The sequence below is a fragment of the Klebsiella terrigena genome, assembly GCF_006539725.1.
Taxonomy (GTDB): Bacteria; Pseudomonadota; Gammaproteobacteria; order Enterobacterales; family Enterobacteriaceae; genus Klebsiella; species Klebsiella terrigena.
This window is the reverse complement of sequence record NZ_BJNO01000010.1, coordinates 97,825-112,381: the sequence shown is the minus strand read 5'-3', so window position 1 is coordinate 112,381 and position 14,557 is coordinate 97,825. Positions and strand designations below refer to the sequence as shown.

Below are 14,557 nucleotides of genomic sequence, written 5' to 3'. Positions count from 1 at the left end.
TGACGAGGGGTTGTCTTATTTTGCAGCCGAGGATGACCCATCCGCATGCCACTGGAAGACACCAAACTCAAATCCCTTCAAATCGCCTTTTTCGTCCCAATTCAGCGGCCCAATCACGGTTTTCGCACCGTGAGCTTTCAGATCTTTGATTAAGTCCAGCGGCTCCTGGCTGCTGCTTCTGTCCATCGCCTGCGCTAAGGACTGCACGGCGGCGTAGGTAATCCAGACATACGGCCCGCTCGGATCTTTTTTCTCTGCTTTCAGCGCGTCTACGATAGCGCTGTTTGCCGGATCCTGGTCATAGCGTTTCGGCATTGTCACCAGCATGCCTTCTGCCGCGGCGCCTGCGATATTGGACAGCGAAGCATTGCCCACGCCCTCAGGACCCATAAAGACGGTTTTCAGCCCGTTAGCCCGCGCCTGACGCAGCATCTGGCCCATTTCCGGGTAATAGCCACCGTAGTAAACGAAATCAATATTCTCTTTCTGCAGGCGAGAAAGCAGCGCCGAGAAGTCTTTCTCACCGGCGGTGATCCCGTCGAAGAAGACGATGTTGGCGTTGCCTTTTTTCAGGCTCTCCTGGACCGAACGCGCCAGGCCTTCACCGTACTGCTGCTTGTCATGAATGATAGCAATACGCTGCGGTTTCACCGTTTCCAGAATATATTTTGCGGCGGTCGGCCCCTGCGAGGAGTCGAGGCCGGCGGTACGCATGATGTACTGATAGCCGCGCTGGGTCAGTTCGGGGTTGGTGGCCCCCGGAGAGATCATCAGAATGCCTTCATCTTCGTAGATATCGGAGGCCGGCTGGGTTGAGGAGGAGCAGAGGTGGCCGATAACGTATTTAATCCCTTCGTTAACGATTTTGTTCGCCACCGCGACGGCCTGTTTAGGGTCGCAGGCGTCGTCATACTCCACGCCGACCAGCTTATCGCCCTTAATTCCTCCCTGCGCGTTAATGTCTTTAATTGCCTGACGCGCGCCGTTGAACTCCATGTCGCCCCATTGCGCTACCGGACCAGACATCGCACCAACGACGGCGACTTTTATCTCTTTGGCGATTACCGCGTGCGACATGGTCAGTGCGACTAATCCCGCAATGATTGTTTTCGCGTTCCTTTTCATGCTCCAGAACCCCGTTCGTGATGTGGTGTAAATATTTTGTATTTTTATGGTTAAAAAGCATTCTGTGCTTTTATTAAACAACGCTACTTTTACCATGATCTTTAATGGTTTAGCGCAGTTTTTTGCCGGAAACCAGATTAAAATCTCTATTTTTCAGGCGATTAAGCAAAGATAATATTCTGTATTCACGCGAAGATAAACAAAAAAAGTCCCGTTTTCAGCATAAAATAACGATACTTATGGCGGAATAAAACGCTGCACTTTAGGTTAAAACTCTGCTTATTTTTCGATCCATAACGCATTGCGCTACCCTGCATTCACCAGGAAAACGAATCGCCTGATGAATGCGCAAAAAACAGCGCTCCGCCGGACAGTCATTTTAGGTACACTGACGCATCCGTTTTGACTGGACTTGCCGCGCATGAAACTGACCATTATTCGTTTAACGCACTTCAGCGATCAGGATCGCATCGATTTAGGGAAAATCTGGCCGTCACGCGATCTGGCCGGGATCACCGTGGATGAAAGTCACGCTATTTACGCCGCCCGCTTTAACGAGCGCCTACTGGCCGCCGTTTGCGTGACCTTAGACGGTGCAGAGGGCGAGTTGAGCGCGCTGTGCGTGCGAGAAGTCACCCGCCGTCGCGGCGTCGGGCAGTATCTGGTGGAAGAGGTGCTACAAAGAAATCCAGAAATCGGTCGCTGGCGGATGGCGAATACCGGTATTGAAGACCAGCGCGTCATGTCAGCGTTTATGCAGGCTCTGGGCTTCAGCGCCCAGGACGGCGGTTGGCAAAAGCATTAAAAACGAAGCGGGAAAACCCCGGGCGACGGCACATCGCGCCTTATCCGGGCTGCGATGGCTTTAGCTTGTTCAGCAAATTTAGGTAACCAGTAATCCCGTCTTTACCAGCCGCAAATTGACCGCTTATTTAACCCATAATCGCTGTTTTTCCCGGCCGAAAAGGGGCCATTTATTTAACCGAGAATTTCTACTTTCCCCGACCACAATTACGCCGTATTTAACCAATAATCCTCACCGCTTTCCCCAGCCATAAGCTGACCATTCATTTAACCAGGATCTTCTCTTATCCGGCCTACAAATTGACATTTTATTTAACCGAGAATTTCGCGCTACAGGCAGGCGGCAAGCTCTGAAATCCCCGGGAGCTTACATAAGTAAGTGACCGGGGTTGAAGAGCGCAGCCAACGCACCTGTAGCGTGAAAGGCGAAGGTTAAATTATTTGGCGTCGGTCGCGGTGCCATCGGCATGCCACGTAAACACGCCGAACTCGAAGCCTTTAAGGTCGCCCTTCGCATCCCATGACAGCGGTCCCATCACGGTATCAACGGAGTTTGCCTTGAGGTATTTCGCGATAGCCGCCGGGTCTTCAGACTGGTTCAGGCCCGCCTGCAGCGACTGGATAGCCGCATAGGTAGTCCAGACAAACGCGCCGCTCGGATCCTGTTTTTTCGCTTTGATGGCGTCTACGATCGGTTTGTTCGCCGGAACCTGGTCATAGTTTTTCGGCTTGGTGACCAGCATGCCTTCAGCGGACTGACCGGCAATGTTAGACAGGGAGACGTTCGCTACACCTTCCGGTCCCATAAACTGCGTTTTCAGGCCGGCCGCGCGCGATTGCCGCAGAATCTGCCCCATTTCCGGGTGATAGCCGCCGTAGTAAACGAAGTCGATATTTTCTTTCTTCAGACGCGCCACCAGCGTAGAGAAATCTTTCTCACCGGCGGTGATGCCGTCAAAGAACACGACGTTAGCGCCGCCTTTTTTCAGGCCATCCTGCACCGCGCGCGCCAGACCTTCACCGTACTGCTGCTTATCGTGAACGATAGCAATGCGCTTCGGTTTCACCTTATCAATGATGTACTTAGCTGCTGTCGGGCCCTGGTCAGAATCCAGGCCGGTGGTGCGCAGAATCATTTTATATCCGCGCGCGGTCAGCTCCGGCGCCGTCGCGGCCGGGGTGATCATCAGAATGCCTTCGTCTTCATAGATATCAGACGCCGGCTGAGTAGAAGAGGAGCATAAGTGGCCGATAACGTACTTAATGCCGTCATTAACAACCTTGTTGGCTACCGCTACCGCCTGTTTCGGGTCGCAGGCATCATCATATTTTACGATTTGCAGCTTATTGCCTTTGATACCGCCCTTCGCGTTAATATCGGCAACCGCCTGCTCAGCGCCGGTAAACTCCTGATCGCCATACTGCGCCACCGGGCCAGACATCGCGCCAACCACGGCAATTTTGATATCTTCAGCCAGCGCTGCATTGCTCATTACCAAGGCGATACATCCTGCCAGTAACGCTTTACCCTTCATATTCATCCTGAAGCTCCCCATTATTATGGTTTTTTGCATTTGTTGTGATGTTGTTTTTTAGCGCATTATTCTAATTAATCACATAAGAAAAGCATATGATAGCTAGATTGAGGTCTGCCGCTCGCGCCTTTGCAGCACACTATGCTAGAACATATCCCATTTTTCAGAATTTGAAACAACATTTTTTTAGGTTATGTAACAGTTATGTGACTGAAGCAGAACGCCACTCCGCAGAGTGGCGAGATGTGGGGCTATGCGGCCAGCGCGCGCTGAATAATCGCCAGCGCCTGGCGGAATTGCGCATCGGGGATGGTGAGCGGATAGAGGAAGCGGATGACGTTGCCGTAAACGCCGCAGGTCAGCAGCAGCAGCCCTTCAGCCAGCGCGCGTCGCTGGACGGCCTGGGTGAACTCGCTCGACGGCTCGCCGGTTTGCGGATCAAAAAACTCGACCGCCACCATCGACCCCTGCGCCCGCACCTCGGCAATCTGCGGGCACGACGCTTTGGCCTGATTGAGGACTTCAACCAGATGGTGGCCAAGCTCATTTGCCCGCTGGCAAAGCTGCTCTTCGGCAATCACATCCAGCACCGCGTGCGCGGCGGCAATCGCCAGCGGGTTACCGGCGTAGGTGCCGCCGAGGCCGCCTGGCGCGGGAGCATCCATCACCTCCGCCCGCCCGGCCACCGCCGACAGCGGCATCCCGCCCGCCAGGCTTTTCGCCATCGTTATCAGGTCGGGCTGCACGCCATAGTGTTCCATCGCAAACAGCTTGCCGGTTCGCCCAAACCCGGACTGCACCTCATCCGCAATCAGCAGGATGCCGTGGGTATCACAGAGCGCGCGCAGCGCCTGCATAAACCCGGCAGGCGCAGCGTTGAACCCGCCCTCGCCCTGTACCGGCTCAATGATGATGGCCGCCACCTGATCTGCCGCGATATCGGCCTTAAAGAGGCGCTCGAGGCTTTTTATCGCCTCTTCGCTGCTGATGCCGTGCAGCGCATTGGGATACTGAGCGTGGAAAACGGAGCCCGGGAACGGACCGAAGCCGATTTTATAGGGTGCCACCTTGCCGGTCAGCGCCATCGTCATGTAGGTTCGGCCGTGGAAAGCGCCGCCAAAGGTGATGATTCCCGGACGACGGGTCCAGGCGCGGGCAATTTTGACCGCATTCTCTACCGCTTCCGCGCCGGTGGAGAAGAAGGCCGTTTTGACGGCGCCGGAGACCGGCACCAAAGCGTTAATGCGTTCGGCCAGCGTGACGTAGCTGGCGTAGGGGACAATCTGATAGGCCGTATGGGTAAAAGCCTCCAGCTGCGAGGCCACCGCGGCGACAACTTTGGGGTGTCGATGCCCGGTGTTGAGCACCGCAATCCCCGCCGCAAAATCGATAAACTCCCGGCCTTCGATATCCCACAGCGTCGCGTTCTCGGCCTTTTGCGCGTAGAAGTCGCACATGACGCCCACGCCGCGCGGCGTCGCCTGCTGTCGACGCTGATTAAGATCGTTATTTTTCACCCGCCTTCTCCCTATATGAATTTAGTAAGTCATGCCTGTCTAAAAACAATAGCGCCTGCCCGGCATTCAAGCCCAGCGGAAGAAGAAATTAATATGGTTGAAGCGTGGAGGGATAAAAAAACAAAAAGCCCCCGCTGAGACAGCGGGAGCTTCTTTTAATGCCGGGCGCGGACTTACGCTTCGATAGCGGTACGCAGTTTCTTCATAGCGTTCTTTTCAAGCTGGCGCACGCGCTCAGCCGAAACGCCGTAGCGATCCGCCAGCTCCTGCAGCGTGGACTTGTTGTCTTCGTCCAGCCAGCGGGCGCGGATGATATCCTGGCTACGCTCGTCGAGGCCCTGCATCGCGTCGGTCAGCTTGTTTGCCGCCTGCTCTTCCCAGTTATCGTCTTCGATGCCGTCGGCAAAGTTAGACGTTTTATCCTGCAGATAGAGCACCGGAGCCATCGGCTGGCTATCGGACTCGTCGTCCGACGACATGTCGAAGGTCATATCCTGCGCCGCCATACGTGATTCCATCTCACGCACGTCTTTGCTTGATACGCCCAGTTCGCGGGCAACCATTTCGACTTCATCCTGGTTAAACCAGCCCAGACGCTGCTTGGTTTTACGCAGGTTAAAGAACAGCTTACGCTGGGCTTTGGTGGTCGCGACCTTCACAATACGCCAGTTACGCAGAACGTATTCGTGAATTTCGGCCTTAATCCAGTGCACGGCAAAGGAGACCAGGCGCACGCCAACTTCCGGATTAAAACGGCGCACGGCTTTCATCAGGCCAATGTTGCCTTCCTGAATCAGGTCCGCCTGCGGCAGGCCATAGCCCGAGTAGTTACGAGCAATATGAACAACAAAGCGCAGGTGAGACAGGATCAGCCTTTTCGCTGCTTCCAGATCGCCCTGGTAATGCAGCTTTTCAGCAAGCTCCCGCTCTTCATCGGCCGATAACATCGGCCATGTGTTCGCAGCCCGGATGTAGGATTCCAGGTTACCAACGGGGGCTAAGGCTAAAGTTTGCATATCTTTGGTCATTCAAATCCTCTCAATCGATATCGTCTGGCTCGACAGTTCCCGCTTAGACAACCGGGCAACAATCATGCCAGCGTTTATGAGCAACGAGAATATCACCCACATTAGTATCAGACAGTGATTTTATCCACAAGTTCCATGCAACGGTGTGAATACAATACGCACAAAATGTGACATGGAGATGAAGCGTAGGGAAGAGACAACAGGGACTCTTTCCCTGCAGAGAGACATTCAGTCAGTGCAGGGAAAGATTATACCAGAAAATTTTTAATCGGGAGTAAAGTGACGTAAATGTTGCACCGTCGCCAGCCAGGCCGCGACCCAGCCGATCATCGAGCAGACGATCAGCATCAGCAGACACTCGTCGAAGCCCAGGCCGCTGAGCTCAAACTGAGTGCCGAATACCTTCGCCACTTCCGTTACCGCTGATGACAGACGCATCACCATAATCTCCGACAGGATCAGCGATAAAAACGCCCCGCAGAAGCCCAGCAACGCGCCGCCGTAGAGGAACGGACGCAGGATAAAACCGTCCGTTGCGCCAATCAGCTTCTGCACGTTGATGGTATCGCGGCGGGCAAAGATGCTCAGGCGCACGCTGTTGCCGATCACCAGGAACACGGCGGCCACCATCAGCACGCCAATCAGCGCCGAGACGCGGCCAACCAGCCCGGTCAGCGAAGAGAGGCGAGCAAACCAGCTGTCATCCATGCGGACTTCATCGACGCCCTGAATATGCGCAACCCGATCGCGCAGGGTGTTGAGCGAGTCGGTCCCCTGGAAATCCAGCTTCGGCACGACAATCGCCACCGCCGGCAGCGGGTTCTCTTCCAGCATATCCAGCGCGCCGCCAAAGCCGGACCAGTTGCGGAACTCGCCTAAGGCTTCATCCCGCGACAGATAGTTGACCTTCTCCACGCCCTGCTCCGCCTGCAGCTGCCCGACCACCCGCGCCGCGGCGTCATCGTCCAGCGTCTTCTCCAGGTAGACGGTGATCTGCGGCGATGGATAGTACTGCGACGCCGCGCTGTTAACGTTTTTGTACACCATGTAGCACACGCTCGGCAGCGTCAGCGAAATGGCGATGACCATGATGGTCAGAAAGGTGGCCAGCGGCGTGCTTTTCAGATCCTGAACCGCACCGTGCCAGGCGTAGCGCACCTGCTCATTGAAAACGTTGCTTTTACGAGAAGCCGGGTTCGGCGCCGCTTTTGGCCGCTTCGGCGCATTGCGCCCACCGCCTGCCCCTGCGGCATTGCGGATGCGGTCAAATCGGCTGCCAAACTGGCGAATGTGGTTTATTGCGTCGCGCTTATTCACCCCAGTGGCCTCCGTGCATATGCCCGTCGCTCAGGGTCAGCATGCGATACGAACGACTGGAGATCAGCCCCAGGTCGTGCGTCGCCATCAGAACCGTGACCCCTACGCGGTTAAACTCTTCAAACAGTCGTAAAATCCCCTCCGAGAGCGCCTCGTCGAGGTTACCGGTCGGTTCATCCGCCAGCAGCACCGCCGGCTTGTTCACTACCGCACGGGCGATGCCCACGCGCTGCTGCTCACCGCCGGAGAGTTGGATAGGAAGATTTTTCGCTTTGTCCAGCAGCCCGACTTTATCCAGCGCCGCCGACACCCGGCGGCGGATATCATCCCCGCTGGCGCCGGCAATAATCAGCGGGATCGCCACGTTATCAAACACGGTGCGATCCATCAGCAGATGGTGGTCCTGGAAAATCATGCCGATCTGGCGGCGCAAAAACGGCACCTCACGGCTCTTCAGGCGGCTAATATCGTGGCCGCCGAACAAAATTTTGCCGGCGCTCGGCCGCTCGATGCCGCAGATAAGCTTGAGCAGGGTACTTTTCCCCGCGCCGGAGTGGCCGGTCAGGAACGCCATCTCGCCCGACTGCAGGTGGAAGTTCACCCCCTGCAGCGCTTGTCTCCCACCGAGATAGGCTTTGCTGACTTGTTCAAAGCGAATCATGATTAATCCTCTCGGGCAAAAAGTGCCTCAATAAAGTCGCCCGCGTTAAACGGACGCAGATCCTCAATACGTTCACCGACGCCAATATAGCGAATCGGAATACTGAACTGGTCGGCAACCGAGAAGATAACCCCACCTTTCGCGGTACCGTCCAGCTTAGTCAGCGTGATGCCGGTCAGGCCAACGGCTTCATGGAACAGTTTGGCCTGGCTAATCGCGTTCTGCCCGGTGCTGGCATCAATTGTCAGCATCACTTCATGCGGGGCATCTTCGTCCAGCTTCTTCATCACGCGGACAATTTTCTTCAGCTCTTCCATCAGGTGCGATTTATTCTGCAGACGACCCGCGGTATCGGCAATCAGGACGTCAACGTTGCGCGCCTTAGCGGCCTGAATGGCGTCGAAAATAACCGAAGCCGAATCCGCACCGGTATGCTGCGCAATCACCGGAATATTATTCCGCTGACCCCAAACCTGCAGCTGCTCAACCGCTGCGGCGCGGAAGGTATCCCCCGCGGCCAGCATGACCGACTTGCCCTGCTGCTCAAACTGACGCGCCAGCTTGCCGATGGTCGTGGTTTTACCCACGCCGTTGACGCCAACCATCAGAATAACAAACGGCGTTTTCCCTTCAACGTTCAGCGGCTGGTCAACCTTAGCCAGAATATCGCCCATCTCCTCTTTCAGCAGGCCATACAGCGCTTCGGCATCGCGGAGCTGCTTGCGGCTGGCAACGTCGGTAAGGTGGGTAATAATCTTACGCGTCGTTTCCACGCCCACGTCGGCGATCAGCAGCTGCTCTTCCAGCTCTTCGAAGAGATCATCATCTATTTTTTTGCCGCGGAACAGACTGATAAATCCGGAACCAAGGTTCTGTTTCGTTTTAACCAGGCTGCGCTTGAGTCGCGCAAAGAAGCCCTCTTTCGTCGGCTTCTCCTGCTCGATCTGAGCGGCTTCCTGCGGCTCGCTCTCTTCCTCAGTCTCTGCCTCAACCTCTGCCGCCAGCGCCTGGGCTTCCAGCTCATCGTCAGACAGCGCAGGCGCGTCCTCAATCAGCGTATCTTCCACCACGGCGGCCTGCGGCTCGGCGATAGTCTCTTCCGGCTCTTGTTCAGCAAGCGCTTCGGCAACCGCAGGCTCGGCAATCACCTCTTCAACCAGCGGCTCTTCAACCAGCGGCTCTTCCACCGGCGTTTCGTCGACTACGGCTTGTTGCACTTGCGGCTCGACGACGGCCGGCTCAGCGGCGATTTCTTCTACCGCGGCGTCTTTCGCTACGTCAACGGTCGGCGCAGCGTCTATCGCTGGCAGCGGCTGAACCGCCTCTTCCACGATGGTTTCTGCTACCGGCTGCGGCTGCTCGCTTTCGACAACCTGTTCGGTGACCTCAACGACGTCAGCGGCAAAGGCCTCCGGATCTGCTTTCTCCGGCGCCGGGGCGCGATCCGCTTCGGCTTCAGGCGCCACGACGGTCTCAGCCGGCGCTTGTTCGGCAGGAGCCTGCTCCGCAGCTTCCTGCAGCCCTTCTACTTTTTGTTCAACTTCTGTTTCCTGCGCCTGCTCTTTTTGTCCAAAGCCCAGCCAGGAAAAGAAGCCACGTTTTTTCTCTTTCGCCATTTGCGACTACACTCCTCGCTGATTATTCATGGCACAGCTTCGGCATATCTGTCGCGGAAGCTGAAAAATAATGAAATTAGTCAGATAGTCTATCACTTAACTTAACGCGCATCACCGCCCCCGGATTAAGGTTTCGTCATCCGCCTTCGATCGCTAGAATAGCAGGCTGGAAGTTGAGACTTGAGCAGAGAGATGAAGAAACCAAACCACGCAGGCAGCGGCCAGATCCGCATTATCGGCGGACAGTGGCGGGGCCGGAAATTACCGGTGCCGGAGAGCCCGGGCCTGCGCCCGACCACCGACCGGGTCCGTGAAACCCTTTTTAACTGGCTGGCGCCGTCTATGGTCGACGCGCGCTGCCTGGACTGCTTTGCCGGCAGCGGCGCGCTGGGCCTGGAAGCGCTCTCCCGCTACGCGGGCAGCACCACGCTGCTTGAGATGGAGCGCGGCGTTGCCCAGCAGCTGCAGAAAAACCTGGCGACCCTGAAAGCCAGCAACGGCACGGTGGTCAACACCAATACCCTGACCTGGCTTAATCAGCCCGGCACGCCGCACCAGATAGCCTTCGTCGACCCGCCTTTCCGTAAAGGACTGCTGGAGGAGACGCTGCGGCTGCTGGAGAATAACGGCTGGCTCGCCGACGAGGCGCTGATCTACGTCGAAAGTGAAGTCGAAAATGGGCTACCGCCGGTACCGGCCGGCTGGCACCTGTATCGTGAGAAAGTGGCCGGACAGGTCGCCTACCGCCTCTATCAACGAGAGGCACAAGGAGAAAAGAATGCTGATTAATCTGGGCCGGGTACTGATGCTGTGCGTATGGGCCTTTTTGCTCTTAAACCTGTTTCAGCCTTTCCCTAAGCCGCTGAATATTTTCGTCAACGTCGCGCTTATCTTTATGATCCTGATGCACGGCCTGCAGCTGACGCTGCTGAAGGCCACTCAGCCAAAAGATGCGCCGCCGCTGGGCCGCTTCGAGCAGGTACGCATTTTTGTCTTCGGCGTATTCGAGCTGGTTGCCTGGCAGAAAAAGCTCAAGGCCACGCTGCGTAAGAAGTGATGGCGCCCGGCTCGCTGCCGCGCCGCACGGCGCGTAGCATAGCCGGACACAGCAGGCTCAAGGATCTGGCGTAAACGCGACAAACCTTGAGCCTTTGTAGCTCAGCATTCCCCTGTCGCCAACGCTAAGCGCATGATACTGCGCCTCTTCGAGACGAAAGCTGACTTCGAGCCCGCCGCTTTCCGGCCTGAAGCTGACGTCATAGCGCATCTCGCTGCCGGCCGGGGAGACGGCTTGCTGGCGCGAACGACGATCGTTAATCACCTTCTCCCGCTTGTTGCTCACCACCACCTGCCTTTGCAGCAGCGGCGCGGCGTCGTTGTCCCTGCCTTCCCGTCGCTGCTGCGCATAGCGAACCGATGCCGCCACCACAATGATGGCCACGACGATAATAAAAAACAGCGGGATCTTACTCATTCATCTTACCCCCAGGAATTCTCAGGAATCAGCATACCGTGCCTTGATTAACGTTGTCATCTGCCCTCCCGAGCCACTACACTGAACATTAGTACCGTCAGTACAACTACTTATACCCTATGCATTTCGGGTTGCGGCCTGTAAGGCGGCGGGTATAGCGATAACAGATACAGGGACTCACTATGCTTTGGTCGTTTATTGCTGTCTGTTTTTCCGCATGGCTTTACGTCGATGCGTCCTATCGTGGGCCAACGTGGCAACGTTGGTTGTTTAAACCCGTTACGCTCATTCTCCTGCTGCTGCTTGCCTGGCAGGCGCCGATGTTCAACGCCATCAGCTACCTGGTGCTGGCCGGCCTGTGCGCCTCGCTGGTCGGCGACGCGCTGACGCTGCTGCCGCGCCAGCGGGTGATGTACGCCGTCGGCGCCTTTTTCCTTTCGCATCTGCTCTATACCATCTGGTTTGCCAGCCAGATGACGCTGTCATTTTTCTGGCCGCTGCCGCTGGTGCTGCTGGTCGTTGGCGCGCTGCTGCTGGCGGTTATCTGGACCCGGCTGGAAGAGATGCGCCTGCCGGTATTCACCTTTATCGGCATGACGCTGGTGATGGTCTGGCTGGCGGGGGAGCTGTGGTTCGTGCGCCCGACCGATACCGCCCTCTCCGGCTTTATCGGCGCCGCCTTCCTGCTGCTGGGGAATATTGTCTGGCTGGTCAGCCACTATCGCCGCCGCTTCCGCGCCGATAACGCGATTGCCGCCGCCTTCTACTTCGCCGGGCACTTCCTGATCGTGCGCGCGCTGTACCTCTAATTTAGCGCTTGACTCTGGAGTCGACTCCAGAGTGTATCCTCTGGGCAATGAGAAAATTATCATTACCCGGAGGGTCCCATGTCGACTCCAGAAGCTCAGGATAAAAAAGTCCCACAGTTCTCGTCATTCAAATTAAAACCCGCAGCCGCACAGCCTGACAGCTGCTGTACGGACTCCTCCTGCGCGGCGCAAGCCCGCGAAGAACCCCTGGAAACCGCGCGCTACAGCTGGTTAATCGACGGCATGGACTGCGCCGCCTGCGCCCGCAAGGTCGAGAACGCCGTACGCCAGGTGCCGGGCGTCAGCCAGGTACAGGTGCTGTTTGCCACGCAAAAGCTGCTGGTGAACGCCGGGAGCGATATCCGCCCGCAGGTGGAAAGCGCGGTGCGCTCGGCGGGTTATACCCTGCGCGATGAAGAGACTCCGCAGCAGGAAACCTCCCGGCTGCGGGAGAATCTGCCGCTAATAACCCTGGTGCTGATGATGGCGCTGAGCTGGGGGCTGGAGCAGTTTTACCACCCTTTCGGCGAGCTGGCCTTCGTTGCCACCACCCTCGTTGGCCTGTGGCCGGTCGCGCGCCAGGCGGTGCGTTTGATGAGAAGCGGCAGTTGGTTTGCCATTGAAACGCTAATGAGCGTCGCCGCCATCGGGGCGCTGTTTATCGGTGCCACCGCCGAAGCCGCGATGGTGCTGCTGCTGTTCCTGATCGGCGAACGCCTTGAAGGCTGGGCCGCCAGCCGCGCTCGCCAGGGCGTCAGCGCGCTCATGGCCCTCAAGCCCGATACCGCCACGCGGATCCGCGACGGCGTGCGGGAAACCGTCGCCCAGCGCGACCTGCGCCCCGGGGATCTGATTGAGGTCGCCGCCGGCGGACGCCTGCCCGCCGATGGTCAGCTGATGACGCCGTTTGCCAGCTTCGATGAGAGCGCGTTAACCGGCGAATCCGTCCCGGTGGAACGCAGCGCCGGCCAGCGCGTGGCGGCAGGCGCAACCAGCGTCGACCGTCTGGTGCAGCTGACGGTCATCTCCGAACCCGGCGACAGCGCTATCGATCGTATTCTGAAGCTGATTGAGGAAGCCGAAGAGCGCCGCGCGCCCATCGAGCGTTTTATCGATCGCTTTAGCCGCATTTATACCCCGGCCATTATGCTCGTTGCCCTGCTGGTAGCCGTCGTACCGCCGCTGCTTTTTGCCGGCGCCTGGCTGCCGTGGATCTACAAGGGGCTGACGCTGCTGCTGATCGGCTGCCCGTGCGCGCTGGTGATTTCCACCCCGGCGGCAATCACCTCCGGGCTGGCGGTCGCGGCCCGTCGCGGTGCGCTGATTAAAGGCGGCGCCGCGCTTGAACAGCTGGGCCAGATTCGCCAGGTCGCCTTTGATAAAACCGGCACCCTGACCGTCGGCCAGCCGCGCGTGAGCGCAGCGATCGTTACCGCCGACATCAATGAGAACGACCTGCTGGCGCTGGCCGCCGCGGTGGAGCAAGGCTCCAGCCATCCGCTGGCCCAGGCCATCGTCCGCGAAGCGCAGCAGCGGGGGCTGAATATCCCCACCGCCAGCGCCCAGCGCGCGCTGGCCGGTTCCGGCATCGAAGCCGACGTTGCCGGCCACCGGGTGCTGATTTGCGCGGCAGGTAAAGGAGCGGCGGCGGCGTATGAAGAGCAGATCCAGCAGTTGGAGAGCGCTGGCCAAACGGTGGTGCTGGTGCTGCGTGAGGATATCCTGCTCGGTATACTGGCGCTGCGCGATACCCTGCGCGACGACGCCCGCCAGGCGGTTGAAGATCTGCGTCAGCTCGGCGTACAGGGGGTGATCCTGACCGGCGATAACCCGCGCGCGGCGGCAGCCATCGCCGACGAGCTGGGGCTGGCGTTCCGCGCAGGGCTGCTGCCTGCCGATAAGGTCACGGCGGTGATGGCGCTCAACGCCGAAACGCCGCTGGCGATGGTCGGCGACGGCATCAACGACGCGCCGGCCATGAAGGCGGCCACCATCGGCATTGCGATGGGCAGCGGCACCGACGTGGCGCTGGAGACCGCCGACGCGGCATTAACCCATAACAGCTTAACCGGCCTGGCGCAGATGATTTCGCTGGCTCGCGCCACCCATGCCAACATCCGGCAGAACATTGCGATTGCGCTGGGACTGAAGGGGATTTTCCTGATAACCACGCTGCTCGGCCTGACCGGACTTTGGCTGGCGGTGCTGGCGGATACCGGCGCCACGGTGCTGGTCACCGTCAACGCCCTGCGGCTGTTGCGCCAGAAGTAGCGGACGCGCTCCCCGCTGGCGCAGCGCTTAGCGGGGAGTTCAGTGGTTTTTACGAATCAAATAGCGGTACGGCAGAGCGCTAATCTCCTGCGCCACCAGCTCATGCTCCATAAAGCGGCAAAAGCCGGGAATATCGCGGGTTGTCGCCGGATCGTCGGCGATAATCAGCAGCGTCTCGCCAACCGGCATCGTACGCACGGCCTTGCGCACCATCATTACCGGCTCGGGGCAGCGCAGCCCCTGTGCATCCAAAGTGTGGTCAGGACTGGAAAAAAGTTCGCTCATTTTCATCTCACGTCAACAAAACGGCCCTAGTTTACCCCCACCCGCACGCGACGCAAGCCAGGTTAACGTTTGCGCGAAAAACAACCGTTGCATTACGCTCTCAACGCAGTATCAT

General features: G+C 57.9%; 14 protein-coding genes. 5 read left to right on the top strand and 9 right to left on the bottom strand.

Going from position 1 to position 14,557, the window contains the following annotated elements:
• Positions 1–15: 15 nt before the first annotated feature.
• Positions 16–1,125 carry a high-affinity branched-chain amino acid ABC transporter substrate-binding protein LivK gene (gene livK / locus RTE01_RS13315; protein WP_041143051.1) on the bottom strand — a complete coding sequence of 370 codons (1,110 nt, stop codon included), beginning with the start codon at positions 1,123–1,125 and terminating at the stop codon, positions 16–18.
• A gap of 421 nt (positions 1,126–1,546) precedes the next feature.
• On the opposite strand from livK, the gene panM reads away from it, so the two are divergent.
• Complete coding sequence (gene panM / locus RTE01_RS13310) at positions 1,547–1,930, top strand: aspartate 1-decarboxylase autocleavage activator PanM (protein WP_134528021.1); 384 nt, start codon at positions 1,547–1,549, stop codon at positions 1,928–1,930.
• 436 nt (positions 1,931–2,366) lie between these two features.
• Here the strand turns inward: panM and livJ are convergent, their stop codons facing one another.
• The 6 genes from livJ to ftsY all read right to left on the bottom strand — a co-directional run bounded on the left by livJ (position 2,367) and on the right by ftsY (position 9,603).
• Positions 2,367–3,470 (bottom strand): branched chain amino acid ABC transporter substrate-binding protein LivJ, encoded by a 1,104-nt coding sequence (gene livJ / locus RTE01_RS13305; protein ID WP_115191735.1) that lies wholly within the window; start codon positions 3,468–3,470, stop codon positions 2,367–2,369.
• A gap of 245 nt (positions 3,471–3,715) precedes the next feature.
• Positions 3,716–4,981 (bottom strand): 4-aminobutyrate--2-oxoglutarate transaminase, encoded by a 1,266-nt coding sequence (locus tag RTE01_RS13300; RefSeq protein WP_134528024.1) that lies wholly within the window; start codon positions 4,979–4,981, stop codon positions 3,716–3,718.
• 173 nt (positions 4,982–5,154) lie between these two features.
• Positions 5,155–6,009 (bottom strand): RNA polymerase sigma factor RpoH, encoded by an 855-nt coding sequence (rpoH, locus tag RTE01_RS13295; RefSeq protein ID WP_041143056.1) that lies wholly within the window; start codon positions 6,007–6,009, stop codon positions 5,155–5,157.
• Positions 6,010–6,273: 264 nt separating this feature from the next.
• Positions 6,274–7,326 carry a permease-like cell division protein FtsX gene (ftsX, locus tag RTE01_RS13290; protein WP_041143057.1) on the bottom strand — a complete coding sequence of 351 codons (1,053 nt, stop codon included), beginning with the start codon at positions 7,324–7,326 and terminating at the stop codon, positions 6,274–6,276.
• Complete coding sequence (gene ftsE / locus RTE01_RS13285; RefSeq protein ID WP_004868565.1) at positions 7,319–7,987, bottom strand: cell division ATP-binding protein FtsE; 669 nt, start codon at positions 7,985–7,987, stop codon at positions 7,319–7,321. Before ftsE ends, ftsX begins: the two co-directional genes overlap by 8 nt.
• Before the next feature lie 2 nt (positions 7,988–7,989).
• Positions 7,990–9,603, bottom strand: coding sequence for a signal recognition particle-docking protein FtsY (gene ftsY / locus RTE01_RS13280; RefSeq protein WP_134528027.1), 1,614 nt, complete (start codon positions 9,601–9,603; stop codon positions 7,990–7,992).
• Between the two features lie 192 nt (positions 9,604–9,795).
• Between ftsY and rsmD the strand changes: the two genes are divergently transcribed.
• Both rsmD and RTE01_RS13270 read left to right on the top strand, forming a co-directional pair.
• The gene (rsmD, locus tag RTE01_RS13275; RefSeq protein ID WP_041143059.1) at positions 9,796–10,392 is read left to right on the top strand and encodes a 16S rRNA (guanine(966)-N(2))-methyltransferase; all 597 of its coding nucleotides are present in this window, start codon (positions 9,796–9,798) and stop codon (positions 10,390–10,392) included.
• Positions 10,382–10,660 (top strand): DUF1145 family protein, encoded by a 279-nt coding sequence (locus RTE01_RS13270; RefSeq protein WP_041143060.1) that lies wholly within the window; start codon positions 10,382–10,384, stop codon positions 10,658–10,660. Before rsmD ends, RTE01_RS13270 begins: the two co-directional genes overlap by 11 nt.
• Before the next feature lie 57 nt (positions 10,661–10,717).
• Here RTE01_RS13270 and RTE01_RS13265 read toward each other — a convergent pair whose 3' ends face one another.
• Positions 10,718–11,068 carry a DUF2500 domain-containing protein gene (locus tag RTE01_RS13265; protein ID WP_166793794.1) on the bottom strand — a complete coding sequence of 117 codons (351 nt, stop codon included), beginning with the start codon at positions 11,066–11,068 and terminating at the stop codon, positions 10,718–10,720.
• Positions 11,069–11,259: 191 nt separating this feature from the next.
• Here RTE01_RS13265 and RTE01_RS13260 point away from each other — a divergent pair, with 191 nt between their 5' ends.
• Complete coding sequence (locus RTE01_RS13260) at positions 11,260–11,886, top strand: lysoplasmalogenase (protein ID WP_076946171.1); 627 nt, start codon at positions 11,260–11,262, stop codon at positions 11,884–11,886.
• A gap of 78 nt (positions 11,887–11,964) precedes the next feature.
• The gene (zntA, locus tag RTE01_RS13255) at positions 11,965–14,157 is read left to right on the top strand and encodes a Zn(II)/Cd(II)/Pb(II) translocating P-type ATPase ZntA (RefSeq protein ID WP_141335088.1); all 2,193 of its coding nucleotides are present in this window, start codon (positions 11,965–11,967) and stop codon (positions 14,155–14,157) included.
• Between the two features lie 39 nt (positions 14,158–14,196).
• On the opposite strand, the gene tusA is transcribed toward zntA, so the two are convergent.
• On the bottom strand, positions 14,197–14,442 hold the full coding sequence (tusA, locus tag RTE01_RS13250; protein ID WP_041147480.1) for a sulfurtransferase TusA: 246 nt from the start codon (positions 14,440–14,442) through the stop codon (positions 14,197–14,199).
• Positions 14,443–14,557 lie beyond the last annotated feature (115 nt).